This window comes from Parageobacillus sp. G301 (assembly GCF_030268025.1).
In the GTDB taxonomy this organism is placed as follows: Bacteria; Bacillota; Bacilli; order Bacillales; family Anoxybacillaceae; genus Parageobacillus_B; species Parageobacillus_B toebii.
In genome coordinates this window covers 77,501-104,478 of record NZ_BSDB01000002.1, presented here as the reverse complement: position 1 = coordinate 104,478, position 26,978 = coordinate 77,501, and the positions used below count along the sequence as shown (strand labels likewise).

Genomic DNA, 26,978 nt, shown 5'->3' with positions numbered 1-26,978 from the left:
GCTTTCGTATTTTATTCGTCTGCTACGTATGGCAATAATGCCATTTGACGAGCGCGTTTAATAGCAACCGTCAATTTGCGTTGATATTTCGCGCTTGTGCCAGTAACACGGCGAGGTAAAATTTTGCCGCGCTCCGAAATGAATTTCTTTAACAAGTCTACATCTTTATAGTCGATATGTGTAATTCCGTTCGCTGTGAAATAGCATACTTTCCGGCGTTTTGCGCGTCCGCCTTTACGTCCTGCCATCATATATCCTCCTTTCTCCTTTATCTTTATCCGATCAAGGCGCCTTTTGCTTTTTGATTAAAACGGTAGGTCATCATCCGAAATATCGATTGTTTGACCATCGTTTGCAAAAGGATCTTCATCTATGCGACTAAAATCTTTTTCGTTTGGATTGCGATGGTTCTGATCTGGTCCAAATGGGAATGGCTCCCCATAGTAGCCGCCTGCTGCCACTCCACGCTGTTCTGTGCTACTTTTCGGCTCAAGAAATTGGACGCTATCAGCAACCACTTCCGTTACATATACACGCCTTCCATCTTGACCTTCATAGCTGCGGGTTTGTAAACGACCGTCTACTCCGGCTAAACTTCCCTTTTTTAAGAAATTCGCGACATTTTCGGCTTGACGACGCCAAACAACGCAGTTAATAAAATCCGCTTCACGTTCACCTTGCTGGTTTGTAAACGGACGATTGACAGCAAGCGTAAACGTGGCAACAGCCACCCCACTTGGAGTATAGCGTAATTCCGGATCTCTCGTTAACCTTCCTACAAGAATTACGCGATTAATCATCAGAACCACCTCTTAATTTTTAAAAAAAAATTATTCTTCTTCTTTTACGACAATATGACGGATAATATCGTCGCTGATTCTTGCTAAACGGTCAAACTCTTGCACCGCTTTTGGCTCAGAGACGACATTCACAATCATGTAATGACCGTCACGGTATTTTTTAATTTCATATGCTAAGCGGCGTTTGCCCCAATCCGTCACATTTGTAATTTCCGCACCATTTTCTTTTAAAATATTATTGAAACGATCCACTACTGCTTGTCTCGCTTCATCGTCTAAATTTGGGCGGATAATGTACATGATTTCGTACTTTCTCACGCTAGTCACCTCCTTTTGGTCTAAACGGCCCTTTTGATAAGGGCAAGGAGTAAAAGATTACTCACATTTTTTGATTATATCATGCTAGAAAACGATAAGCAATATTAAACATTGAAGCGGAAATAAATAATATCGCCATCTTGTACTTCATAATCTTTTCCTTCCAACCGGATTTTTCCTGCTTCGCGTGCCGCCGCCATCGACCCAGCTGCGATTAAATCTTCGTAAGAAACCGTTTCCGCACGAATAAATCCCCGTTCAAAATCGGAGTGAATAATTCCCGCGCACTCTGGCGCTTTCATCCCTCGGCGGAACGTCCATGCGCGCACTTCTTGTTCCCCTGCAGTGAAGAACGTTGCCAATCCAAGCAAGTTATATGATGCACGAATTAATTGATCTAGCCCCGATTGTTGAATGCCAAGTTCTTGTAAAAACAAATCTTTTTCCTCATCATCCAATTGAGCGATTTCTTCTTCAATTTTCGCGCAAACAACAATCACTTCAGCATTGTCGCTTTTCGCAAATTCGCGAACTTGTTTGACGAACGGGTTGGCATCTGGATTAGCGACATCCTCTTCACCGACATTAGCAACATATAACATCGGTTTGATCGTTAATAGGTGAAGCTGCTTGACTACTTTCATTTCCTCCTCTGTAAATGAAAGCGTACGCGCTGGTTTTCCTGCTTCGAACGCTTCTTTCAGGCGCACCAGAATATCATATTCAAAAACGGCGTCTTTATCTTTTTGTTTCGCTATTTTGCCGACGCGGTCTATGCGTTTATCGACCGTTTCTAAGTCGGCGAAAATTAGCTCTAAATTAATCGTTTCAATATCCGCAAGCGGATCGACTCTTCCCGCTACATGGGTGATATTTTCATCCTTAAAACAACGAACAACTTGACAAATGGCGTCGACTTGGCGAATGTGCGATAAAAATTTATTCCCAAGCCCCTCTCCTTTACTTGCCCCTTTTACAATTCCGGCAATATCGGTAAATTCAAACACGGTCGGTACCGTACGTTGCGGTTTGAACATTTCCGTCAACACTTTCAACCGCTCATCCGGCACTTCAACAATACCAACGTTTGGTTCAATTGTACAGAAAGGATAATTAGCAGATTCTGCTCCCGCTTTTGTAATCGCATTAAATAGCGTCGACTTTCCGACGTTCGGCAAACCGACGATTCCTGCTGTTAATCCCATAATTTTTCCACTCCTCTTTTCCGTTCACATCTTTCCTCATTATAGTGAGTCCAAAAGAAAATGACAAGCGCATTCGTAAGCTAGTCATTTCTTTAGTTTTTCAATATTCACTAAGCAGTCGTATAATGTGCTTCCGCATCCGTTATCAGATTCGCGGTCCGATGTTAATACATTGACAGCACCGCCAAACTTCGCCCATTGCCCCTCATCGATATTGATCGTTTTCGGATGGGCTTTCGCAAGAATTTTTACCGTTCCAATTAATTCGCCTCGGTCGTTAAACACTCTTGCTTTATCTCCTTCCGCCAATCCTCTCTCCTTGGCCACATCTTTTGATACTTCAATTTTGATCGATTGAATGGATTCAACAAGATGATAATGTTGCGAATGGTTGGAGCGAAGCGGATGAATGGTTAATAAACGATACGGATACTTTTTTGCTAATAACGGATTGGCTATTTCCGACTCAGCCGGATACATGATTTGCAGTTTGCCGTTCATTCCTTTTTGCTTCGCCAACGCGGAAGTAAACTCATATTTGCCGCTTGGCGTTTGGAAACGGCAATTGCTCCATGGAACAGACTGAACCGGGAGAAGCAAATGTTTTTCCTCTTTCAGCCGTTCGAGCGTGATTCCGTAGCGTTCCAACGGCTTTAACCCCATTTTTAAAAACTCTTCTCTCGTATAAGCAAAATCATCTCCAAACCCAAGACGATTTGCCAACTCCGTCCAAATCCAAAGATCGGATTTTGCCTCACCCGGCGGTTCGACGAGCTTTGGCCCATAGTTGACATAAGCATGGTACATCGACGAATAATAAATGTCTTCTTCCTCAAATACCGTCGTTACCGGAAATACATAATCAGCCAGTTCGGCGGTATCGGTCATAAATTGTTCGAACACAACGACCGTTTCCACCGACTGAAACGCTTTTCTCACGACATTTGTGTTTGGCACTTGTGTAAGCGGATTGCCGCATGTGACGACGATCATTTTTATTTCAGGATTCGTCGCTTGTAAAATTCCTTCCGCCTGCTTCATCATTGTAAACGTGCGGAACGCTGTTTTTCGCTCTGGAAGCGCAAGCGCGGCAATATCAAAACATTGTCCGACTTGTAGATTGCCGAAATTCGCCCCGCCCCCCGGAATGCCAACATTGCCGCTTATCGCTACAAGCGCGTCAATCCAGCGAATCGTATTGCCGCCATTGGCATATCGCTGCATGCCAAGCCCTAAATATGTCGCAGTTGGACGATCTCCGTAAATAACAGCTAATTGCGTCATCACGTCGCGGTCTACTTCCGTGAGACGCTCAATTTTTTCCATCGTTATACTTTCCAGTACCGCCTCGACATCGGCAAACCCAATGGTATGCTGTTCAATAAACGCTCGGTCTTCCAAACCTAAGCGCAGCATTTCTTTTATAATTCCCATCGCCAAAAATGCGTCCATCCCCGGTTTGACCGATATATACATGTCGGCAATTTGCGCCGTTTGCTGAAATAGCGGATCAATGACGATGATTTTTGTTCCTCGTTTTTTTGCGGCAAGAAGATGCTGAAATAAATGCATATTCGTCCGCGCCACATTTCGTCCCCAAATGACAACGTGACGGCTATGATAAATATCTTCAGGAGCATGACTATAAGAATTGCCAAAATCCCAAGTTTGCGCCTCGATGCCGGCCCCCCAGCATAGACTGCCTGTCAATTCAGTCACACCGCCGTAGCAATTAAAAAAACGCTGGTCTAAATTTTTTAACAGCCCGTTATTCGCATAATCATGGCTATGAAGTACAGCAGTTGTTCCATAACGCTCTTTTATTTCTTTCATTTTTTCCGCGACTTCGTCTAATGCTTGCTCCCACGAAATACGGACAAATTGGCCATTGATTTTTTTCAGCGGATAAAGAAGACGCTTGCTGGAATTCGTCCGCGTTTCCAGCATACGGCCGCGGCTGCAAATCTTTCCTTGCGTAATCGGATGTGTTTCATCTCCGTCTACTTTTATTACTTTTCCGTTTTGAATTGTTACTTTTAATCCGCACACATCCCAACAATTTAACGGGCACGATGTGACGCGTATCTCTTCCATAACTCTCCTCTCCTTTTCGTTATAGAAAGAGCATGAGGCTGTTACTCCTCATGCTTCACTAACACTTTTTTCATCTTTCGTACAAATTCTTTTCGCGGAAGCAGCACGCTATGAGCGCAACCTTCGCATTTGATGCGAATATCCGCGCCTAAACGAATCACTTTCCAGCGGTTTGTTCCGCACGGATGCGGCTTTTTCATTTCCACGATATCATATAATCCAAACTCTTTATTTTCCATTGGCTCACCCCCGTCTTTTGCTTAGGCGTTTCCCTTTGCTTGCTGAGCAGATTGTTTTTCTTGTTCATTGCGATCATGAAGAACAAGGCGTGGATATGGGATTTTAATTCCTTTTTCATCTAAATGCATTTTTACTTCTTTGCGAATCGCTCTTGCTACGGAAACGTGGCGCATTGGTTTCGTTTCACAAATGATACGCATGACCACTTCAGAAGCCGTTAAATTTTGAACGCCTAACAACTCAGGCGGGGCAACCATATCTTCATATTTTGCCGGCAATTGCGGCAGAAGTTCGAGAATCGCTTCCTCTACCTTTTCAATGTCCTCTTCATAAGCGATGTTGACATCCACTACCGCAATGCTATTATTCAAAGAATAATTCGTCACTTGCGCAATGCTTCCATTTGGCAGAATATGAATTTCCCCTGTCCAACTTCTAATTTTGGTTACCCTTAGGCCAATTGCCTCAACATATCCTTCAAAATTACCTATTCGTACATAATCCCCAACCGCAAACTGATCCTCAAAAATAATAAAAAATCCGGTAATGACATCTTTCACTAAGCTTTGCGCGCCAAAACCGACAGCAAGCCCAACAATACCGGCACCTGCCAAAATTGCTTTTACTTCCACGCCAAACGTATCTAAAATCATAATCAGCGCAATAAAATATAGTACATACCTAATCACATTATCCAGCAGTCGCAACAACGTTGCTTCCCGCCGCTCCGAAATGCGGATTGGAGCTTTTTGCCGCATTTTAAAAATATTATGTATCGCAACTTTTAAAACCTTCGTCACAATCATGCATAATACTAAAATAATAATGATTTTGAGCGTTCCTGCCCCTAATTTCACCCAAAAATCTTCATTTGCGGCAAATCCAAATAAAGGGTCTAAAATCTTTTTCACTGTATCCAATGTTGTTCACACCTCTGCATCATTTTACGCTTTGCATCAACTATTTTAACAAGATTACAAATCAATTTGTAGCAATAAACATAATGTATATAATTTTCGTTTTTTCCGTATACTGTTAATACTTTGATGACAATTAGGAGTGGGTATGATGAGTATACCATCTATTTTTTTCTCATCCAAAGATGATAGAGAGCGTATTTTTCATGATGAACAAGGAGCTTCTACGTTAATAGCGCTGCGGCTTATTTCACTGCTTCCTTCCCCTTTATCGCAGCCTGCCGCCATTGTTTGTATCGGTACGGATCGCTCTACCGGCGATTCGCTCGGACCGCTTGTTGGTACGATGCTAAAAGAAAAGCACCTTTCTCACTTCCATGTATATGGGACATTGGAAGAGCCGATCCATGCCGTAAACCTAGAAGAAAAAATCACCGCGATTCGTTCAATTCATGACGACGTATTCATGATTGCAATTGACGCTTGCTTAGGACGGCTCAAAAGCGTTGGCGCCATTACAATCGCAAAAGGGCCGGTACGGCCAGGCGCCGGGGTGAATAAACAGCTTCCACCTGTCGGTGATCTTCATATTACCGGAGTAGTGAACGTTAGCGGATTTATGGAATTTTTCGTTTTGCAAAATACTCGTCTTCATCTTGTGATGAACATGGCAAAAACGATCGCCAACGGCATTTATGAGGCTGATCGAAAATTAAGCCGAAAGGAATTTTGGACGAATACAACCATCGTCAAAGATCCCCAACAGCCATTCTAATCATAAAAAATCCCCTCTTTGTTGCGATGAACAAGAAGGGGGGTTCTTTGTTTTTAAAAAAAATGAAGAACAGAAACCGCGAAAGCAGTTACTATAATGCTAGGCAGCAAATTCGCTACGCGTATGTTCGTAATACCAAGCATATTTAAACCAATCGCCATAATTAAAATTCCTCCTGTTGCCGTCGATTCAGTAATGAATGAATCAACAATTTCTTTTGGCACCCATCGCTCAATTTGCGTCGCAAGCAACGCGATTCCTCCTTCATACATCATAACAGGAATCGCCGAAAAAATAACGCCAATACCGAGTGTTGTTGTTAAAATAATACTCGTGAAGCCATCTAAAATCGATTTTGTATACAGGACGCGATGGTCGCCGCGCAATCCACTATCAAGCGCGCCAACAATCGCCATTGCTCCAATGACAAATAATAATGTGGCGCTGACAAACCCTTTTGCGATATTTCCTTCTTGGTCCCCTCCTACTTTTTTCTCGACCCATTCACCGAGCTGATTTAGTTTTTGGTCCCAATCCCATATTTCTCCTAACACTCCGCCAAAAACAAGACTAAAAATGACAATGAGAAATTGTTCGCTTTTCATCCCCATTTGAATTCCTAGCAACGCTACGGCAAGCCCGATTCCTCCCATCACCGTTGCTTTTAATCGTTCCGGGATATGTTGGAATAATTTCCCTAGCAATGACCCGACCACAATACAAATTCCATTTACAATCGTCCCTAATAGTACCACGATGCGTTTCCTCCCGTTCATTACCATAAAAAAATAAACCACCAAAGATGATGGCCTACTTATTCATCCAATCGCACATCTAACAATTCTAGTATTCTTTCTAAATCTTCAGAAGAGAAAAATTCAATCTCAATTTTTCCTTTTTTTCGAGTTTGTTTAATCGTTACATTCGTTCCAAATTTTTCCCTTAACAAAGATTCACTTTCCTTCAGAAAAACGCTTTTTTCCACCGGTTTTCGCTTTGGTGTTTCACGTGAAACATTTTTATTCATTTCTTGAATGAGCTTTTCTAGTTGGCGGACGTTTAACTGCTCGCGAATAATACGGTCAACAACGAATTTCATCTTATTTTTGTGCTTCAGCCCTAACAGCGCACGGCCATGCCCCATCGAAAGCGTTCCATCTACAAGCATCTTTTGTACGTCCTTTGGCAACGACAATAAACGAAGATGGTTGGCGATATGAGGGCGGCTTTTTCCTACGCGGCTAGCAATCTCTTCTTGTGTAAGATGCAGCTTTTCCATTAACATTTTATAAGCCATTGCCTCTTCAATCGGATTTAAATCTTCACGCTGCAAATTTTCCAACAGAGCCAGTTCCATCATTTGCTCATCTGTCAATTCACGCACGACAACCGGAACGGTTTTTAAATTCGCTTCTTTTGCGGCGCGATAACGCCGTTCCCCAACGACAATTTCAAACCCTTTTATACTTTTCCGCACGATCAATGGCTGCAAAATCCCGTGCTGCAAAATCGACTGCTTTAATTCTTCAATCGCTTCCTGATGAAACACTTTCCGCGGCTGATAAGGGTTTGGGTAAAGTTCGCGAATATCCACTTCTTTTATTGTTTCTTCTTCCTTTAACGTCAAATTGGAAAACAACGCATCAATTCCTTTGCCAAGACCTTTAGCCACGCTCTAACACCTCCTTCGCCAATTCTAAATATACTTCCGCGCCCCGTGATTTGACATCGTACAAAATAATTGGTTTTCCATGGCTCGGCGCTTCACTTAACCGGACGTTTCGCGGGATGATCGTGTTATATACTTTTTCGCGGAAATATTTTTTTACTTCTTGAATAACTTGAATACCTAAATTCGTACGGGCATCCAGCATCGTTAACAAAACGCCTTCAAGCCGTAAATCATGATTTAAATGTTTTTGTACAAGCCGAATCGTATTTAAAAGCTGACTAAGTCCTTCAAGCGCATAATATTCACATTGAACAGGAATAAGAACGGAATTGGCTGCCGTTAATGCGTTTAGCGTTAATAATCCCAATGAAGGAGGGCAGTCGATAATAATAAAGTCATATGCTTCCCGCAACGGATCGAGCGCATTTTTTAAACGAATTTCACGCGAAATAACCGATACGAGCTCAATTTCCGCCCCCGCTAATTGAATGGTTGCCGGGATAATATGTAAGTTTTCAATATTGGTTGGTCTTATCACATCTTTCGCTTTTAAATCCCCAATAATAACGTTATAAATACACTCATCGACGTCTCCTTTTTCAATTCCGATTCCGCTCGTCGCATTTCCTTGTGGGTCGATATCCACAAGTAATACTTTTTTTCCAATATGCGCTAAACAAGCTGCTAAATTAACCGCTGTCGTCGTCTTTCCGACTCCGCCTTTTTGATTTGCGATTGCAATTACTTTGCCCACGATGCCACCTACCTCTAATTCTTACTCATATTGTTTATTTTAACATGAAACAAATAAAATGGACTTGTTTTCTATTTTATAGAAAGAAAAAAACCCCATCAAAGATAACTTGATGAGGCAAAACATTCTTTGGTTCATTACTTTTTCGGAATGCGAATCGTAATTTGATAATAGTCTTCAAATTCTTCTTCTTCTGAATCAACAGCAACGCCGCTGTTTGCCACCATGGTGAGCGACTGCCGGATGGTGTTGACGGCGATGCGCATATCTTTACTAAATGCTTTTCGTTTTGGTTTCGGTTTCGGATTCGCCGCTTCTAGCATTTTCAACACACGATCTTCCGTTTGCTTCACGTTTAATTGCTTATCAATGATTTCTTGCAACAATTTTAATTGCTTTTCTTTATCTTTTAAGACGATTAATGCGCGTGCATGACGTTCCGTAATGGTTCGATGCAACAGAGCTTCCTGCACTTCTTGCGGCAGCTTCAGCAGACGCAGTTTATTTGCGATCGTCGATTGTCCTTTTCCAAGCCGTTGCGCTAACGCCTCTTGTGTCAAATTATGTAGCTCTAATAGCTTCGCATACGCCATCGCTTCCTCAATCGGCGTCAACTCTTCACGCTGCAAATTCTCAATTAACGCTACTGAAGCGGTTTCTTTGTCATTTAGATTTTTAATAATCGCTGGAATTTCCGACCAACCGAGCTTTTGAACGGCGCGCCATCTTCGTTCTCCTGCAATAATTTCAAACTTTCCATCCTCGCACTCGCGGACAACAATCGGCTGGATAATGCCATGCGTATGGATCGTTAATGCAAGTTCTTCAATTTTTTCTTCGTCAAAAATCGTCCGTGGCTGAAAGCGGTTTGGAACAATTTTAGAAACCGGAATTTTTCTTACTTCTTCTTTTTCTTGTTTTCCCATCATCTCTTCCTGTTCCTTTTCTCCAAAGCTAAAGAAGCGAGAGAAAGGATGCTTCATTCCCCTTACACCACCTTTAAAAACTCTCCCCTAGATTGTAAAAAATTCATTGAATTGGTTGCTTATTTGGCATTCCCGGTTTGCGAGGATATTTGTTTGGCGTATTTCTCACTTTTTGAATAAAAATAATCGTTCGTTCACTTTGTTCTATCGGCAGCATAAACCGCTCGATCGCGGAAATTTCCCCGCCAAGCACATCAATCGCTTTTTTCCCTTGTTCCAATTCTTCCTGTGCCGAGGCGGCTTTCATGGCGATAAAGGTGCCATTCACTTTGACAAGCGGAAGACACAACTCACTTAATACGGACATTCGCGCCACTGCCCTTGCAGTGACAATATCAAATGATTCGCGGAATTCTTTTTTTCTTCCAAACGTTTCGGCCCGATCGTGATAAAAGGCGACATCGGTTAATCCTAACTCGGCTGCTAAATGCTCGAGAAAGGTGATGCGCTTTTGCAATGAATCGACAATCGACAATTTCAGATGCGGAAAACAAATTTTTAACGGAACGCTTGGAAATCCTGCACCTGCGCCTACATCGCAAATGGATAATGATTGGGAAAAATCATAGTAAAAAGCCGGAGAAAGAGAATCAAAAAAATGTTTTAAATACACGCTGGGCTTGTCCGTGATGGCAGTTAAATTCATCTTTTCATTCCATTCAATTAACAACTCATAATACCGCTCAAATTGTGCCAATGCTTGAGAAGAGAGAGAAATCCCTTTCTCCTCAAGCATGGTATGAAACTGTGCTGTATCCATACGCCAATCCTTTCCCTAATTTTTATTCATTCGACACTCGTGCGATTCTTCCTTGTTCTAAATACACTAATAATATCGAAATATCTGCAGGGTTTACCCCTGAGATGCGCGAAGCTTGCGCAATCGACAATGGTCGCACTTGTTTTAGTTTTTGACGCGCTTCTGTTGCTAAGCCGTGAATGGCATCATAATCGATATCTTCTGGGATCTTTTTATTCTCCATTTTTTTGAGTCGTTCGACTTGTTGCAACGATTTTTGAATATATCCTTCGTATTTAATTTGAATTTCTACTTGTTCCGCCACTTCCGGTGAAATCTCTTCTTCCGCCGGAGCAAGCTGTTTAATATGTTCATATGTCATTTCCGGACGACGCAACAAGTCCGCAGCGCGAATGCCGTCTTTTAACTCGCTTCCGCCTGCTTGGCGAATCACTTCTTGTACTTCTTTAGTTGGTTTGATGATATAGGATTTTAGCCGTTTTTTCTCTCTTTCAATCGCTTCTTTTTTCGCCAAAAATTTTTGATAACGTTCCTCAGAAATAAGGCCGATTTTATACCCAAGCTCGGTCAGACGCAAATCAGCATTGTCATGGCGAAGCAACAGGCGATATTCCGCACGGGATGTCAACAATCGATATGGTTCATTCGTTCCCTTTGTGACAAGATCGTCAATCAACACGCCAATATAAGCATCCGAACGGCTTAAAATAATTTCTTCTTTTCCAAGCGCCCGATGGGCTGCGTTAATGCCAGCGATAATTCCTTGTCCCGCCGCTTCCTCATATCCGGACGTTCCGTTAATTTGTCCAGCTGTATACAAGTTTTTCACTAGTTTTGTTTCCAACGTTGGCCACAATTGAGTTGGAACGATTGCGTCATATTCAATCGCATAGCCCGCCCGCATTAATTGCGCCTTTTCAAGACCAGGAATCGTCGTAAGCAGCTGCCGTTGAATATGCTCCGGCAAGCTTGTCGACAATCCTTGCACATATACTTCTTCCGTTTCGCGTCCTTCTGGTTCCAAAAAGATTTGGTGGCGCGGTTTATCATGGAAACGCACGATTTTATCTTCAATCGATGGGCAATAACGCGGACCCGTTCCTTTGATCATTCCGGAATACATTGGCGATAAATGTAAGTTTTCGTCGATAATCCGATGTGTCTCTGGCGTTGTATACGTAAGCCAGCATGGCAATTGGTCGGTAATATATTCCGTCGTTTCATACGAAAACGCCCGCGGAACATCGTCACCTGGCTGAATTTCCGTTTTGCTATAATCAATCGTGCGGCTGTTGACGCGCGGCGGTGTTCCTGTTTTAAAGCGGACAAGCTTAAAACCAAGCTCTTCTAAATGCTCGGACAACTTAATCGATGGCTGTTGATTGTTCGGTCCGCTGGAATACTTAATGTCTCCAATAATAATTTCTCCGCGCAAAAATGTCCCTGTCGTAATAACAACCGTTTTTGCATAATAATGTGCTCCCGTCTGGGTAACAACCCCTTTGCACACGCCGTCTTCCACGATCAAACGTTCCACTTTTCCTTGCAATAATGTAAGATTTTCTTGATTTTCAAGCGTTTTTTTCATTTCGCGTTGATATAACACTTTGTCTGCTTGCGCTCGCAATGCCCGCACCGCTGGACCTTTTCCAGTGTTGAGCATCCGCATTTGGATGTACGTTTTATCAATATTTTTTGCCATTTCCCCGCCTAACGCATCGATTTCACGAACAACAATTCCTTTTGCTGGACCGCCGATCGATGGATTGCATGGCATAAATGCGATCATATCAAGGTTTAATGTAATCACTAACGTTTTCGCACCAATGCGCGCTGCCGCTAACGCCGCTTCGCATCCAGCATGGCCGGCGCCAACGACAATGACGTCATATGAACCTCCATGATAGTCCATACAGCTTACGTACCTCCTTCGTTATTTTCCTAAACAAAATTGTGAAAACAGTTGATCAATTAAGCTTTCGTGCACCGTATCCCCAATAATTTCTCCAAGAAGCTCCCATGCTTTTGTTAAATCGATTTGTACAAGATCGACCGGCATTCCCGATTCAATTCCAGAAATCGCATCCTCTATCGCCTTTTTGGCTTGATGAAGCAAGGCGATATGACGCGAATTCGAAACATACGTAAGATCACCTGCTTCAACAGAGCCGCTGAAAAACATTTCAGAAATGGCCGTTTCCAAATCTTCAATCCCTTTTTCTTGCAATAGAGATGTCGTAATGATCGGGCGGCCGTCCGCTAATTGTTTGACCCGATCCATATCGATATTTTTTGGTAAATCTGTTTTATTAACGATAACAATGAAATCCATCCCTTTTACCATTTCAAAAAGCTTTTCATCTTCTTCTGTCAGCGGCTCATGATAATTTAACACAAGCAAAATTAAATCGGCTTCCTTCAACATTTGTCGCGAACGTTCTACACCAATTCGCTCGACGACATCTTCCGTTTCGCGAATTCCCGCCGTATCGATTAACCGAAGTGGGACACCGCGGACATTCACGTACTCTTCGATCACGTCGCGCGTCGTTCCAGGAATATCCGTTACAATCGCCTTATTTTCGTGCACAAGCGCATTTAATAACGATGATTTCCCGACATTCGGCCTTCCTATAATGACCGTTGCCAAACCTTCGCGCAGAATTTTGCCTTGTTGCGCGGTTTGCAGCAATTTTTCAATTTGCTCCCGCACGTATTGCGCCTTCTCCATTAACAGATGCGGCGTCATCTCTTCCACATCATCATATTCCGGATAATCAATATTCACTTCCACATGGGCAAGTGTTTCTAAAATCGTCTGCCGCAGTTCACGAATTAATTTTGATAAGCGTCCTTCCATTTGCTGCAGCGCCACGTTCATCGCTCGGTCCGTTTTCGCCCGAATCAAATCAATGACCGCTTCCGCTTGAGATAAGTCAATCCGTCCGTTTAAAAATGCGCGTTTTGTAAATTCTCCTGGCTCAGCAAGCCGCGCCCCATTGGTTAATACGAGCTGCAGCACACGATTAACCGATACTAAACCGCCGTGGCAATTAATTTCAACAACATCTTCCCTTGTAAACGTCTTTGGCGCTCGCATCACTGATACCATTACCTCTTCGACCGTCTGGCCGCTTTTTGGATCCACAATATGACCGTAATGAATCGTATGTGACGGAACGTCTTTAAGACGTTTTCCGCTTGGACTTTGAAAAATGCGGTCAGCGATCGCAATCGCTTCGTCGCCGCTCAGTCTGACAATCGCGATTGCTCCCTCTCCCATCGGCGTGGAGATCGCAGCAATCGTATCAAATTCCATCAATTCCTCACCTCTTTTTGCTGACAAAAAGCCAATCTATCTATATGTTAGACAACTACCGTTGTCAATAACGATCTATCCACATTTTTTTCGTTAATCATTTCAATTTTAACTTATCCACATGTGAATAACAACATGAAGTGCTCATCCTTAAACCTAAAAAATGTAAACAAAAAAAGAAGAAAAAGAGGCTGCCTCGCTTGTTTCAGAGATAGCCCCCTTTTCATCAATGTGGATTTACATGATTGGAGATACTACAACATAACGATGTGGTTCTTCTCCAACCGAATAGGTAGTTACGTTTTTATAGTTCGCTAATGCATTATGAATAATTTTTCGTTCATGCGCTGGAAGCGGCTCCAACTTTACTTCTTTTCCAGTTTTTATCGCTTTTTCCGCCAACTTCCGCGCCAGCTGAATCAGCGTTTTTTCTCTTCTCTCCCGATAATTTTCCGCATCGACGATAATGGAAACATATTCTTTTGCGTAGCGGTTTGCGACAAGTTGAGTCAATAATTGCAATGAATTTAATGTTTGTCCATGTTTTCCGATCAATAAACCTACTTGTTCTCCTGTGATCATGAATGTTACCCGCTTGCCATCTTGTTGCTTCTCTATTTTTGCTGCTGTTACTCCCATCTGTTTTACAACATTTTTTAAAAATAACTCTGCTTCTTCTACTGGATCTATCATAAGTTTTGCTTTTACCACTGCAGGTCTGCTTCCAAAAATCCCAAACAGCCCTTTTCTTCCTTTATCCAACACCGTAATTTCTGCACGATCCCTCGAAACACCGAGCTGTTGCAGCGCTAACTGCACAGCTTCATCTACGGTTGCGGCGGTCGCGGTTACTTCTTTCACTTTTTCTTTCCTCCTGAATGAGCAGAGTCCACATTCGGCCCTTTAATGAAGTACGTTTGCACAATAGAGAAAATATTCCCGACTACCCAATAAAGCGATAAAGCAGCTGGGAAATTAATTGCGAAAATCACGATCATAATCGGCATCATCCAAAGCATCATTGCCATTTGCGGATTTTGTTGTCCAGCGCCAGCCATCATTATTTTTTGTTGGATAAATGTCGTAATCCCTGCGACAATCGGTAAAATATAATATGGGTCTTTTTCACCGAGATCAAACCATAAAAAGTTATGTTCTGCAATTTCTCTCGTACGCATAATGGCATGATAAAATCCAATTAAAATCGGCATTTGAATAAGAATTGGGAAACAACCTGCCATCGGATTTACACCGTGCTTTTGAAACAACAACATCATTTCTTGCTGGAGCTTTTGTTGTGTTTGCATATCTTTAGAGCTATATTTTTCCCGAAGCTTTTGTATTTCCGGTTGTAGCGCTTGCATCGCTTTCGCATTTTTTGTTTGCTGGATCATTAACGGTAAAATAAGCAAACGGATGAAGATGGTTACAATAACAATCGACAATCCAAAGTTTCCGCCTAAAGCATTAGCGACATATTTAATTAGCCAAGAGAGCGGGTAAACGATATACTCATTCCAAAAACCTTTGCTCTCCGGCGTAATTGGTTCGTTAATTTGCGTACAGCCCGATATGAGTGCAAGCAATGCCATTAACCCAACCGTTAACCAAATTCGCCTCTTCACTATCTTTTTCCTCCTAACCAACAAATTCACATTACCCTAAATATGTATTTTAGCATCATTTCAAACAAAGTGGGCGCTCTTTTTTCAGCGAGAAACCGTAGCATCGGGAGTAAAATAGATGCCTTATTTTATATCTCTTTTCAGCGCGCCCGCCTTGCGCAATACATGCAGCAAGCTTTTCTTCACCTCAAAATATGTCATTTCTGCAACTGGGAGCCTAGCAATAATCACATAATCTTTTTGAGGCATAATATCGTCTTTCATCTCCAAAAAAACTTGTCGAATGTAACGTTTAATTCGATTTCTTACAACCGCCTTCCCAAGTTTTTTACTCACTGATAAACCGATCCGGAAATACGGTTGTTCAGGACGGTCAAGCATATAAATAACAAACTGTCGATTCGCCATCGATGTACCGCGCTGGAACACTTCTTGAAATTCTTTGTTTTTCTTTATGCGATACTTTTTCTTCATCGTGCGGAAACACTCCACCTTTTTCAGTTTCTATAATCACTATCCTCTTGAGAAAAAAGACCACTGAAGTTTCAGTGGCCTATGCGGATAATACTTTTCTTCCTTTACGACGACGACGCGCAAGCACTTTTCTGCCGTTTCTCGTACTCATGCGCGCACGGAACCCATGAACTTTGCTGCGCTTCCGTTTATTTGGTTGGTATGTCCGTTTCATCTATGACACCTCCCTGAGGAATAACTGTTACGGGCAGTCTTTCTAATTATATTGAACAATCTAGCAAAATGTCAACCGCTCCAGGATTTTTCTCTCGTTCACGAGGTTGTGGATAATTTTTTTAGACACCATCTTACATATCCACATAATTTATCGACAATTTTTTCACATCTTTTACCTATGTGGATAATTATTTTTTCACAACGCCTTTCTTTTGTGGATAATTTTAAAAATCCATTGCAACATGCTAGTTTATTTGCTATTATTATTGTGTTTTCATTATGGATAATTGTGTGAATAAAAAAATTTATCCACATTTTGTGGATATATTGTGGATATGTTTTTTCACAACTTGTTTATAAAGTTATCCACATGTAGTGGATTTTGTCGAAATACCATCTTTTTTCCTTATTATTATGTTGTTTCCACAGATTCTTTTTTTAAACGACTCAAAGGAGGGGGCAACGGGTGGAAAACATCCATGATTTATGGAATCGTGTGCTCGGGGAAATCGAAAAGAAAATTAGCAAGCCAAGCTTTGAAACTTGGTTAAAATCAACAAAAGCCCACTCTTTACGAGGTGACACGCTTGTCATCATAGCCCCAAACGAGTTTGCAAGAGACTGGCTTGATTCCCGCTACTCTCGCTTGATTGCTGAAACCATTTACGACATCACTGGAGAAGAACTGTTGATCAAGTTCATTACTCCTCCTAATCAATCCGAAGATGATTTTGAATTTCAGCGATCTTCGAAAAAGCACCGAAAGTCATACGAGGAATCAACGGATTTTCCGCAAAGCATGCTGAATCCAAAATATACGTTCGACACGTTTGTCATCGGTTCCGGCAATCGTTTTGCCCATGCAGCTTCTTTAGCGGTGGCAGAAGCGCCGGCGAAAGCATATAATCCGCTATTTATTTACGGCGGGGTTGGCTTAGGTAAAACGCATTTAATGCACGCGATCGGCCATTACGTCATTGAACATAATCCGTCCGCGAAAGTAGTGTATTTATCATCAGAAAAATTTACAAACGAGTTTATCAACGCGATTCGTGACAATCGTCCCGACGATTTTCGCAACAAATATCGGAACGTTGATGTCCTATTAATTGATGATATTCAGTTTTTAGCGGGAAAAGAACAAACTCAAGAGGAATTTTTCCATACGTTTAATACATTGCATGAAGAAAGTAAACAAATCGTTATCTCCAGCGATCGACCGCCAAAAGAGATTCCGACATTGGAAGACCGTCTTCGCTCACGGTTTGAATGGGGGCTTATTACGGATATCACTCCTCCCGATTTAGAAACGAGGATCGCTATCCTCAGAAAGAAAGCAAAAGCGGAAGGATTTGATATTCCGAATGAAGTGATGCTGTATATCGCTAATCAAATTGACTCTAACATTCGCGAGCTGGAAGGAGCCCTCATACGCGTTGTAGCTTACTCATCACTGATCAATAAAGAAATTACTGCTGATTTAGCGGCAGAGGCGTTAAAAGATATTATTCCGAGTACAAAACCAAAAGTTATTACCATTCAAGATATTCAGCGCGTCGTCGGCCAGCATTTCAATATTAAACTAGAAGATTTTAAAGCTAAGAAAAGAACGAAATCTGTCGCTTTTCCGCGCCAAATCGCTATGTACCTTTCGCGAGAACTTACCGATTGTTCATTGCCGAAAATTGGAGATGAATTTGGAGGCCGTGACCATACGACGGTCATTCATGCTCATGAAAAAATTTCTAAGCTTCTCCAAACAGATGCCCAGCTGCAAAAACATATAAAAGAGATTGAAGAGAAATTAAAACAATTGTGAATAACTAGCGAATGGTTACACACAGTCTATCCACATGTGGACAGACTGTGTTTCCTTTACTTTTTTTACTTATCCACATTTCAACAAGCATTATTACTAGTATTACGATTTTATTCTTTTTTATTTTATTATAAAAAAATAATTTATTTCCCTAATCATTGTAGGAGGCCTTACGTGATGAAAATCAAAATTGATCGAGAAGCGCTAGTTCAAAGTGTTCAAGATGTTATGAAAGCTGTGTCCCCCCGTACGACGATTCCGATTTTGACTGGAATTAAAATTGCGGCAACTTCACAAGGAGTAACATTAACAGGAAGCGATTCCGACATTTCGATTGAATCTTTTATTCCTACGGAAGAAGAAGACAAAGTGCTTGTCGAAGTAGTAGAAACCGGAAGTATTGTGCTGCAAGCTCGCTTTTTTTCAGAAATCGTAAAAAAACTACCAGAAAATACGATTGAAATTGAAGTACAGCCTAATTTTTTAACGGTGATCCGTTCCGGAAAAGCGGAGTTCAGTTTAAACGGGCTTGACGCGGAAGAGTATCCAAGACTTCCACAAATTGAGGAAGAAAATGTTTTTAAAATTCCTACTGACTTGTTAAAAACAATCATTCGTCAAACAGTATTTGCTGTTTCTACTTCAGAGACAAGACCGATCTTGACAGGTGTAAATTGGAGAATCGAAAATGGGGAATTAATCTGTACTGCAACAGATAGCCATCGTCTTGCATTACGAAAAGCGAAAATAGAAACGGAAAACCAGCAATCGTATAACGTCGTCATTCCGGGAAAAAGTTTAAATGAATTGAGCAAAATCTTAGATGATAGCAACGACCCGGTTGATATTGTCATCACGGCGAATCAAATTTTATTTAAAACAAAACATTTATTGTTTTTCTCTCGATTGCTTGATGGAAATTATCCAGAAACTACCCGGCTTATTCCAACAGATAGCAAAACCGATATTATCGTTAACGCAAAAGAGTTTTTACAAGCTATTGACCGCGCATCTTTATTAGCAAGAGAAGGAAGAAACAATGTTGTGAAACTGACAACGCTAAATGACGGCATTATTGAAATTTCTTCTATTTCTCCGGAAATCGGAAAAGTAACGGAAGAAATTCAAAGCGAATCGATCGAAGGAGAGGAATTAAAGATCTCCTTTAGCGCAAAATATATGATGGATGCGCTAAAAGCGCTTGATGGCACCGACATTCAAATTAGCTTTACTGGTGCAATGCGTCCATTTTTACTTCGTCCTCTCCATAGCGACTCCATGCTTCAGCTTATTTTACCAGTAAGAACGTATTAATGTTTATGAAAGCTGCTAAGTTCTAGCAGCTTTCTTTGCTAATATTTTATTTTTTCGTTAAAATAAAGAGATGGGCAGTTTTTAGAAAGCGAGCGATGATGAATGGAGAAAAGAGTAACGATTACGACAGAAACGATTACGCTTGGTCAATTGCTAAAACTCATTCAAGCCGTTGGGACAGGCGGTGCTGTGAAATGGTTTCTGCAAACGAATGAAGTGCTTGTCAACGGAGAAAGAGAAAATCGGCGTGGACGGAAATTAAAAAATGGGGATATAGTCGAAGTCAAAGGACTCGGAACGTTTATTGTAACAAGGGCAGAGTAGGTGAAGGGCCGTTGTTTTTAACACATTTATCGCTAAAAAATTATCGTAATTACGAGAGTGAAACGATAGAATTTGCCAATAACGTAAATATTATTTTAGGGGAGAATGCTCAAGGGAAAACAAACATGATGGAGGCCATCTATGTATTGGCGATGGCGAAGTCGCACAGGACAACAAACGACAAAGATCTCATTCGCTGGGACGAAGACTATGCTAAAATAGAAGGAAAGGCAATGAAAAAAAATGGGGCGCTATCGCTTGAACTTATTATTTCAAAAAAAGGAAAAAAAGCGAAATGCAACCATATTGAACAGCAGCGATTAAGTCAATATGTTGGTCATTTGAATATCGTGATGTTTGCCCCGGAAGATTTAAATTTAGTAAAAGGAAGCCCGCAAGTGAGACGGCGTTTTGTCGATATGGAAATTGGGCAAGTATCCCCTGTTTATATACATGATTTGAGCCAATACCAAAAGCTTTTGCAGCAGCGAAACCATTATTTAAAAATGTTGCAAACGCGCGAGCAGCAAGATGAAACAGTACTAGATATCTTAACAGAACAGCTCATTCCGCTGGCAGCTAAAATCACGCTAAAGCGGTATGAATTTTTGCTTTTGCTGCAAAAATGGGCGGCGCCAATTCATCACGAAATTAGCCGCGGATTAGAAACATTACAAATTCAATATCGACCTTCTGTTGATGTATCAGAAAAGATAGAATTGTCTAGAATAATAGAAGCATATAGTGAAAAGTTTGCTACAATAAAAGAAAGAGAAATCCAGCGAGGAATGACGCTTGCTGGTCCGCATCGTGATGATATTGCATTTAGCGTGAACGGAAAAGATGTCCAAATATTTGGTTCTCAAGGGCAACAACGCACAACAGCATTATCCATCAAGTTGGCAGAAATCGAATTGATTTTTTCCGAAATTGGTGATTACCCCATTCTTTTACTTGATGATGTGCTATCTGAACTAGATGACTTTCGGCAAACCCACCTTCTTGATACAATTCGGAAAAAAGTGCAAACGTTTGTGACGACAACAAGCATTGAAGGAATCGAACATGACATCATCAAGGAAGCAGCAATTTACAAAGTCCATTCCGGTCACATTACCGCCCCTCTTTGTGATTAATCTTTTGAACGTTTGGAAAGAAAGCGTAGGTGATTCGCATGACAATGGAACAAAAAGTCGAACATACGTATGATGCGAGCCAAATTCAAGTATTAGAAGGGCTGGAAGCAGTCCGTAAACGGCCGGGGATGTATATTGGTTCCACGGGTCCAAAAGGGCTGCATCATCTCGTATGGGAGATTGTAGATAATAGCATCGATGAAGCTTTAGCTGGTTACTGTACAGAAATTAACGTTACGATTGAAAAAGATAATAGCATTACTGTTACGGATAACGGTCGTGGCATTCCTGTTGATATTCAAGAGAAAATGGGGCGCCCTGCTGTCGAAGTCATTATGACCGTGCTTCATGCAGGAGGAAAGTTTGGCGGCGGCGGTTATAAAGTGTCGGGCGGACTTCATGGCGTCGGCGCTTCTGTCGTTAACGCTCTATCCGAAGAATTGGAAGTATATGTACACAGGGACGGGAAAATCCATTATCAAAAATATCAACGCGGCGTACCTTGTACGGATTTAGAAGTGATTGGAGAAACGGATCGGACAGGTACCACCGTTCGTTTTAAGCCTGATCCGGAAATTTTTACGGAAACGACAGAATTTGATTATGAAACGTTAGCAACCCGTCTTCGTGAGCTTGCTTTCCTAAATCGAGGCCTTAAAATTACGCTTGAAGATAAGCGAGTAGAAAATCGGAAAAACGAATATCATTACGAAGGCGGTATTAAATCTTACGTTAAACATTTAAACCGGACGCGTGAAGTGCTTCATGAGGAACCGATTTATATCATTGGTGAGCGCGATGGTATTTATGTGGAAATTGCTCTCCAATATAACGATAGTTATAGTAGCAATATTTATTCTTTTGTTAACAACATTCACACACATGAAGGCGGAACGCACGAATCCGGTTTTAAAACAGCATTGACGCGCATTATTAACGATTACGCACGCAAACATCAAATTTTGAAAGATAATGACCCTAATTTAACCGGAGAAGATGTTCGCGAAGGATTGACAGCGATCGTTTCGATTAAACATCCGTCCCCGCAGTTTGAAGGACAAACAAAAACAAAACTTGGAAACAGTGATGCACGGGCGGTTACCGATGCAATTTTCTCGGAACAATTTGAAACATTTTTATTAGAAAATCCAACGATAGCAAGAAAAATTGTCGAAAAAGGCATGATGGCGGCGCGGGCACGGTTAGCGGCGAAAAAAGCGCGTGAGCTTACAAGACGAAAAAGCGCTCTTGAAATTTCTAACTTGCCTGGGAAACTAGCGGATTGTTCCTCGAAAGACCCTTCTATCAGTGAATTGTATGTGGTCGAAGGAGACTCTGCCGGCGGTTCGGCAAAGCAAGGGAGAGACCGCCATTTTCAAGCGATTTTGCCGTTGCGCGGGAAAATTATCAATGTCGAAAAAGCGCGGCTTGACAAAATTTTATCGAACAATGAAGTTCGCGCCATCATCACTGCGTTAGGTACGGGAATTGGTGAAGATTTTGATATTACGAAAGCGCGTTACCATAAAATCATTATTATGACAGATGCTGATGTCGATGGGGCACATATCCGCACATTATTGCTTACTTTCTTTTATCGTTATATGCGCGAATTTATCGAGCGGGGATATGTATACATCGCCCAGCCTCCGCTTTATAAGATTGAACAAGGCAAGCAGGTAAAATACGCGTATAATGATCGGCAGCTTGAAAAAATTCTTGCGGAATTGCCGGAAAATCCGAAACCGACGATTCAACGTTATAAAGGTCTTGGAGAAATGAATCCGGAACAATTATGGGAAACAACGATGAATCCAGAGACAAGAACGCTTCTTCAAGTTAGTTTGCAAGATGCGATTGAAGCAGACGAAACATTCGAGATTTTAATGGGAGACAAAGTAGAACCGAGAAGGCAGTTTATTGAAGAAAATGCGCGATATGTGAAAAACTTAGACATTTAATCGGAGAGTGTTGAGCAATCACCCTCCCCGCCGAAAATTTTTTATAAGGGAGGTTTTTATGAATGTCAGAAAATCAAAATCCGCGCATCCGCGAAGTCAATATTAGCCAAGAGATGCGCTCTTCGTTTCTTGACTATGCGATGAGCGTCATCGTATCGCGCGCATTACCTGATGTACGCGATGGGTTAAAACCGGTGCACCGCCGTATTTTATATGCAATGCATGACCTCGGAATGACCGCGGACAAGCCTTATAAAAAATCTGCCCGCATCGTCGGTGAAGTCATCGGTAAATATCACCCTCACGGTGACGCAGCGGTGTATGATACGATGGTTCGCATGGCACAAGATTTTAACTATCGTTATGTGCTTGTAGATGGTCATGGAAACTTTGGTTCCATTGACGGCGATGCGGCTGCAGCGATGCGTTACACGGAAGCGCGCATGTCCAAAATCGCGATGGAAATGCTGCGTGACATTAACAAAGATACAATTGATTATCAAGATAACTATGATGGTTCGGAAAAAGAGCCTGTCGTATTGCCGTCGCGCTTCCCAAATTTACTAGTAAACGGTTCGTCAGGGATCGCTGTCGGGATGGCCACGAACATCCCGCCGCATCAGCTCGGCGAGGTGGTCGACGCGATTTTGGCGTTAAGTAAAAATCCTGATATGACTGTAGCGGATTTAATGGAATATATTCCAGGACCGGATTTTCCAACAGCAGGGCAAATCATTGGACGCAGCGGCATCCGCAAAGCGTATGAAACAGGCCGAGGTTCGATTACATTGCGCGCCAAAGTCGAGATTGAACAACAATCAAACGGGAAAGAAATGATCATTGTCCGCGAGCTCCCTTATCAAGTCAACAAGGCAAAATTAATTGAACGCATTGCCGAGCTTGTCCGTGAAAAGAAAATTGACGGCATTACTGATTTGCGCGATGAATCGGACCGCAGCGGAATGCGAATTGTCATCGAAGTGCGAAGAGACGCGAACTCGAAAGTAATATTAAACAATTTATACAAACATACGGCACTGCAAACGAGCTTTGGTATTAACATGCTCGCGCTTGTTGACGGCCAGCCGAAAGTATTAAACTTAAAAGAATGCTTGCAGCATTATTTAGATCATCAAAAAACCGTCATTCGCCGCCGCACGGCATATGAATTGAAAAAAGCGGAGGCGCGTGCCCATATTTTAGAAGGATTGCGTATTGCTCTTGATCATCTCGATGAAGTGATTAACTTAATCCGCAGCTCGCAAACGACAGAAATCGCTAGAGAAGGACTTATGCAGCAATTTTCGCTCAGCGAAAGACAGGCACAGGCGATTTTAGACATGCGCTTGCAACGATTGACAGGATTGGAAAGAGAAAAAATCGAACAAGAATATCAAGATCTTATTCGCTTAATTGCCGAATTAAAAGCAATTTTAGCCGATGAAGAGAAAGTTTTACAAATTATTCGCGATGAATTAACGGAAATTAAAGAGCGGTTTAACGATGAGCGGAGAACAGAAATCGTCATTGGAGGAATCGAAGAATTTGACGATGAAGATTTAATTCCGCGCGAAAACATCGTCATTACGCTCACGCATAAAGGCTATATTAAACGTCTTCCTGTTTCAACGTATAAAAGCCAAAAACGAGGCGGACGAGGCGTCCAAGGAATGCATACGAGCGAAGATGACTTTGTGGAACATCTTTTGATCACATCGACCCATGATACTGTTTTATTCTTTACAAATAAAGGAAAAGTATACCAGGCGAAAGGATACGAAATTCCTGAATTTGGTCGAACCGCTAGAGGAATCCCAATCATTAATCTTTTAGAACTTGATAAAGACGAGTGGATTAACACCATTATCCCTATTAACAATGAATTTGATGATAATTTATATTTGTTCTTTACAACAAAACAAGGAATCGCCAAACGCTCGCCATTATCTTCGTTTGCCCATATTCGTAACAATGGTCTAATCGCCATTCATTTGCGTGAAGGAGATGAGTTGATTTCCGCGAAGTTAACCGACGGTTCGAAACATATTATTGTCGGGACAAAAAACGGAATGCTCATTCGTTTTCCAGAGACCGATGTACGAACAATGGGACGAAGCGCAACAGGAGTTAAAGCTATTACCCTCGAAGATGGCGATGAAGTTGTTGGCATGGAAATTTTAGAAGATGATTGCGATGTATTAGTCGTTACGAAAAAGGGCTATGGCAAGCGTACCCCGGCTTCGGAATATCGTATACAAAGCCGTGGCGGAAAAGGACTCAAAACGTGCAACATTACGGAGAAAAATGGTTCGGTTGTTGCGGTGAAGACGGTGACTGGTGAAGAAGACTTAATGCTCATTACTGCAGGAGGCATTCTTATTCGTATTGCGGTCAGTGACATTTCACGAATGGGAAGAAATACACAAGGCGTAAAATTAATTCGCTTATCCGACGATGATGAACATGAATATGTTGCTACCGTAGCGAAAGTTCCAAAAGAAGAGAAAGAAAATGAAGTAGACGAAGAAGAGAATCATTAATTGCTGTAATGGCTCGAAAGGTGTTGCCTTTTGAGCCATTTTTTATGTAAAGCACTACAACTATCGTACCATCAATGTTAGTATAAGATTATGGAATAAAGGACGAAAGTAGGAGTGTAGTACAATGATCCGGGCGAAACTTCATCAATTGCAAGAAGGATGTATTCTTGCTGAAGATGTACTAGGTAAAACAAAAAAGACAATTATGCCCAAAAATACTGTACTGACGCCAGCGTTATTAAATGTACTGGAAAAATTTTTGATTGAGGAAGTGTGCGTCAGACCAGTTCTGGCAAATGGCAATCCATTTAGACCAGCTGAATTGTTTGGACAGCATGATGGCGATAACACTAGCAATGAGCAGCCGATATCGCTTTATCTGAAAGCGGTTCAAAAATATAAAAAAGCATTTCAATCTTGGCAGTCAGGCTTTCCTATCGATATAGGGGAAATAAGAGACATTATTATCCCTTTATTCGATAGATTTGTACATAATCGAAAAGAGCTATTAACGCTATATCGTTATGCCACAAAAGAAGACTATTTATACCATCACGCTGTCAGTGTTGGTTTATTATCTGGATTTTTAGCAAAACAATTAGATTATAGTAAAGGGGACTGTTATCAAATTGTGCTGGCGGGTATATTATCTGACTGTGGCATGGCGAAGGTTGATCAGAGAATTTTAGCGAAGAAATCTGCGCTTACTACTAGCGAATATGAAGAAGTAAAGCGACATACCGTGTTTGGCTATCGAATGGTTCGAAAAATAACGTCATTAAAAGAAGGAGTAAAGCTAACTGTATTGCAGCATCATGAACGCAATGATGGAACGGGCTATCCGTTTGGAATTCGTGATCGGCAAATTCACCCTTATAGTAAAATAGTAGCCGTAGCTGACGTTTATCACGCGATGACGTCCGAACGTCTTTATCGACGAAAACAATCGCCTTTTAAAGCACTTGAAAAAATTCAAGTCGAGCACTTTGGTAAATTGAGTATGGAAGCGATACAAATACTACTGGACAGTTTGATAAATTTTCATATAGGGAAAGTTGTCAAATTATCGAACGGTGAAATGGCGGAAATTGTTTTTATGCAGCGGGAAGCGCCAACAAGACCAATTGTCAAAATCGTAGATAAAGACGAATTTCTTTCTCTAAGTGAACATCGAGATATTCATATTGAAGAAGTTATTGATTAACGATGGATGGAGCAAAAAATTTTTTCTAGAAAAATACTCTTGAACAACAGCAATAATAGTGATAGAATAAAGCCTGTCTTGAAGAAAAAACAAATAAATTTATAAATGTTTATAAAAAACATGTTGACTTTTATTTTGCTTTTAGTTATTATTTAATAGCTGTCATCATTTAGAGTTTGAAGTTCCTTGAAAACTAAACAAAACGCAAGCGTCAATAAGAAAAGCTGAAGCGACGCGATCAGCTCTCGAAGCCAAATGTTCTTCACCCGATGAAGTGCTTGCACTTCGAGGGGGAAGGTTATTTGGCACAAGAGAGCTAGGCGCTGAAGCTAGACAATAAGAAAAGCGGAGGCGGCTTGACACCTTTGGTGTCAGTGCCGAATTAAAAGCTAATCAACTTTCTTTTTGGAGAGTTTGATCCTGGCTCAGGACGAACGCTGGCGGCGTGCCTAATACATGCAAGTCGAGCGGACCGAACGGAAGCTTGCTTCTGTTCGGTTAGCGGCGGACGGGTGAGTAACACGT

Annotated in this window: 26 protein-coding genes and 1 rRNA gene (1 of these 27 cut by a window edge); 9 read left to right on the top strand and 18 right to left on the bottom strand. The window is 41.6% G+C overall.

The genetic code is table 11. The features are described from left to right. Window positions 1-11: 11 nt before the first annotated feature. The 7 genes from rpsR to QSJ37_RS09220 all read right to left on the bottom strand — a co-directional run bounded on the left by rpsR (window position 12) and on the right by QSJ37_RS09220 (window position 5,577). On the bottom strand, window positions 12-251 hold the full coding sequence (rpsR, locus tag QSJ37_RS09250; protein ID WP_003253854.1) for a 30S ribosomal protein S18: 240 nt from the start codon (window positions 249-251) through the stop codon (window positions 12-14). A gap of 54 nt (window positions 252-305) precedes the next feature. Further along, window positions 306-800, bottom strand: a complete 495-nt coding sequence (gene ssb / locus QSJ37_RS09245; protein WP_081189413.1) for a single-stranded DNA-binding protein — start codon at window positions 798-800, stop codon at window positions 306-308. Between the two features lie 30 nt (window positions 801-830). Continuing rightward, window positions 831-1,118, bottom strand: coding sequence for a 30S ribosomal protein S6 (gene rpsF, locus QSJ37_RS09240; RefSeq protein ID WP_285754863.1), 288 nt, complete (start codon window positions 1,116-1,118; stop codon window positions 831-833). Between the two features lie 104 nt (window positions 1,119-1,222). Then, on the bottom strand, window positions 1,223-2,323 hold the full coding sequence (gene ychF, locus QSJ37_RS09235) for a redox-regulated ATPase YchF (RefSeq protein WP_285754862.1): 1,101 nt from the start codon (window positions 2,321-2,323) through the stop codon (window positions 1,223-1,225). An 84-nt stretch (window positions 2,324-2,407) separates the two neighbouring features. Further along, entirely contained in the window at window positions 2,408-4,417 is a 2,010-nt protein-coding gene (locus QSJ37_RS09230; RefSeq protein ID WP_285754860.1) for a molybdopterin-dependent oxidoreductase, read from the bottom strand. A 41-nt stretch (window positions 4,418-4,458) separates the two neighbouring features. Beyond that, entirely contained in the window at window positions 4,459-4,656 is a 198-nt protein-coding gene (locus tag QSJ37_RS09225) for a DUF951 domain-containing protein (RefSeq protein ID WP_015865414.1), read from the bottom strand. Between the two features lie 21 nt (window positions 4,657-4,677). Continuing rightward, on the bottom strand, window positions 4,678-5,577 hold the full coding sequence (locus tag QSJ37_RS09220) for a mechanosensitive ion channel family protein (protein WP_285754858.1): 900 nt from the start codon (window positions 5,575-5,577) through the stop codon (window positions 4,678-4,680). Between the two features lie 148 nt (window positions 5,578-5,725). Between QSJ37_RS09220 and yyaC the strand changes: the two genes are divergently transcribed. Continuing rightward, window positions 5,726-6,349, top strand: a complete 624-nt coding sequence (yyaC, locus tag QSJ37_RS09215; RefSeq protein WP_285756091.1) for a spore protease YyaC — start codon at window positions 5,726-5,728, stop codon at window positions 6,347-6,349. 53 nt (window positions 6,350-6,402) lie between these two features. Here yyaC and QSJ37_RS09210 read toward each other — a convergent pair whose 3' ends face one another. From QSJ37_RS09210 to rpmH, 11 genes are all read right to left on the bottom strand, one after another. Then, window positions 6,403-7,104: a DUF554 domain-containing protein gene (locus QSJ37_RS09210; RefSeq protein ID WP_015865417.1), complete on the bottom strand. Its 702-nt coding sequence runs from the start codon at window positions 7,102-7,104 to the stop codon at window positions 6,403-6,405. A 59-nt stretch (window positions 7,105-7,163) separates the two neighbouring features. Beyond that, window positions 7,164-8,021: a ParB/RepB/Spo0J family partition protein gene (locus QSJ37_RS09205; protein ID WP_285754855.1), complete on the bottom strand. Its 858-nt coding sequence runs from the start codon at window positions 8,019-8,021 to the stop codon at window positions 7,164-7,166. Further along, window positions 8,014-8,775 (bottom strand): ParA family protein, encoded by a 762-nt coding sequence (locus QSJ37_RS09200; protein WP_015865419.1) that lies wholly within the window; start codon window positions 8,773-8,775, stop codon window positions 8,014-8,016. The genes QSJ37_RS09205 and QSJ37_RS09200 overlap by 8 nt, the downstream gene beginning before the upstream one ends. A gap of 137 nt (window positions 8,776-8,912) precedes the next feature. Then, the gene (noc, locus tag QSJ37_RS09195) at window positions 8,913-9,758 is read right to left on the bottom strand and encodes a nucleoid occlusion protein (protein ID WP_285754853.1); all 846 of its coding nucleotides are present in this window, start codon (window positions 9,756-9,758) and stop codon (window positions 8,913-8,915) included. A gap of 46 nt (window positions 9,759-9,804) precedes the next feature. Beyond that, window positions 9,805-10,521 carry a 16S rRNA (guanine(527)-N(7))-methyltransferase RsmG gene (gene rsmG, locus QSJ37_RS09190; RefSeq protein ID WP_285754852.1) on the bottom strand — a complete coding sequence of 239 codons (717 nt, stop codon included), beginning with the start codon at window positions 10,519-10,521 and terminating at the stop codon, window positions 9,805-9,807. Window positions 10,522-10,543: 22 nt separating this feature from the next. After that, on the bottom strand, window positions 10,544-12,433 hold the full coding sequence (mnmG, locus tag QSJ37_RS09185) for a tRNA uridine-5-carboxymethylaminomethyl(34) synthesis enzyme MnmG (protein ID WP_285754851.1): 1,890 nt from the start codon (window positions 12,431-12,433) through the stop codon (window positions 10,544-10,546). Between the two features lie 21 nt (window positions 12,434-12,454). Continuing rightward, window positions 12,455-13,840, bottom strand: a complete 1,386-nt coding sequence (gene mnmE / locus QSJ37_RS09180) for a tRNA uridine-5-carboxymethylaminomethyl(34) synthesis GTPase MnmE (protein WP_015865423.1) — start codon at window positions 13,838-13,840, stop codon at window positions 12,455-12,457. Between the two features lie 237 nt (window positions 13,841-14,077). Continuing rightward, entirely contained in the window at window positions 14,078-14,701 is a 624-nt protein-coding gene (jag, locus tag QSJ37_RS09175; protein WP_285754850.1) for an RNA-binding cell elongation regulator Jag/EloR, read from the bottom strand. Next, on the bottom strand, window positions 14,698-15,465 hold the full coding sequence (spoIIIJ, locus tag QSJ37_RS09170; RefSeq protein ID WP_285754849.1) for a YidC family membrane integrase SpoIIIJ: 768 nt from the start codon (window positions 15,463-15,465) through the stop codon (window positions 14,698-14,700). Before spoIIIJ ends, jag begins: the two co-directional genes overlap by 4 nt. A gap of 123 nt (window positions 15,466-15,588) precedes the next feature. Next, a complete protein-coding gene (gene rnpA, locus QSJ37_RS09165) occupies window positions 15,589-15,939 on the bottom strand; it encodes a ribonuclease P protein component (RefSeq protein ID WP_015865426.1) in 351 nt (116 codons plus the stop codon). 79 nt (window positions 15,940-16,018) lie between these two features. Then, the gene (gene rpmH / locus QSJ37_RS09160; protein ID WP_015865427.1) at window positions 16,019-16,153 is read right to left on the bottom strand and encodes a 50S ribosomal protein L34; all 135 of its coding nucleotides are present in this window, start codon (window positions 16,151-16,153) and stop codon (window positions 16,019-16,021) included. A 468-nt stretch (window positions 16,154-16,621) separates the two neighbouring features. Between rpmH and dnaA the strand changes: the two genes are divergently transcribed. The 8 genes from dnaA to QSJ37_RS09120 all read left to right on the top strand — a co-directional run. Beyond that, window positions 16,622-17,974, top strand: a complete 1,353-nt coding sequence (gene dnaA / locus QSJ37_RS09155; RefSeq protein ID WP_062679405.1) for a chromosomal replication initiator protein DnaA — start codon at window positions 16,622-16,624, stop codon at window positions 17,972-17,974. Between the two features lie 177 nt (window positions 17,975-18,151). Continuing rightward, window positions 18,152-19,288: a DNA polymerase III subunit beta gene (gene dnaN / locus QSJ37_RS09150; protein WP_062754547.1), complete on the top strand. Its 1,137-nt coding sequence runs from the start codon at window positions 18,152-18,154 to the stop codon at window positions 19,286-19,288. A gap of 102 nt (window positions 19,289-19,390) precedes the next feature. Beyond that, window positions 19,391-19,612 carry a S4 domain-containing protein YaaA gene (gene yaaA, locus QSJ37_RS09145; protein WP_285754848.1) on the top strand — a complete coding sequence of 74 codons (222 nt, stop codon included), beginning with the start codon at window positions 19,391-19,393 and terminating at the stop codon, window positions 19,610-19,612. Between the two features lie 11 nt (window positions 19,613-19,623). Continuing rightward, window positions 19,624-20,748, top strand: a complete 1,125-nt coding sequence (recF, locus tag QSJ37_RS09140) for a DNA replication/repair protein RecF (protein WP_012748783.1) — start codon at window positions 19,624-19,626, stop codon at window positions 20,746-20,748. A gap of 38 nt (window positions 20,749-20,786) precedes the next feature. Further along, window positions 20,787-22,709, top strand: a complete 1,923-nt coding sequence (gyrB, locus tag QSJ37_RS09135) for a DNA topoisomerase (ATP-hydrolyzing) subunit B (protein ID WP_483313591.1) — start codon at window positions 20,787-20,789, stop codon at window positions 22,707-22,709. Window positions 22,710-22,771: 62 nt separating this feature from the next. Continuing rightward, window positions 22,772-25,249: a DNA gyrase subunit A gene (gyrA, locus tag QSJ37_RS09130; protein WP_285754847.1), complete on the top strand. Its 2,478-nt coding sequence runs from the start codon at window positions 22,772-22,774 to the stop codon at window positions 25,247-25,249. A gap of 124 nt (window positions 25,250-25,373) precedes the next feature. Next, a complete protein-coding gene (locus QSJ37_RS09125) occupies window positions 25,374-26,453 on the top strand; it encodes an HD-GYP domain-containing protein (RefSeq protein WP_285754846.1) in 1,080 nt (359 codons plus the stop codon). Window positions 26,454-26,855: 402 nt separating this feature from the next. Next, window positions 26,856-26,978 (top strand): 16S ribosomal RNA (locus QSJ37_RS09120); it runs 1,435 nt beyond the window's last position.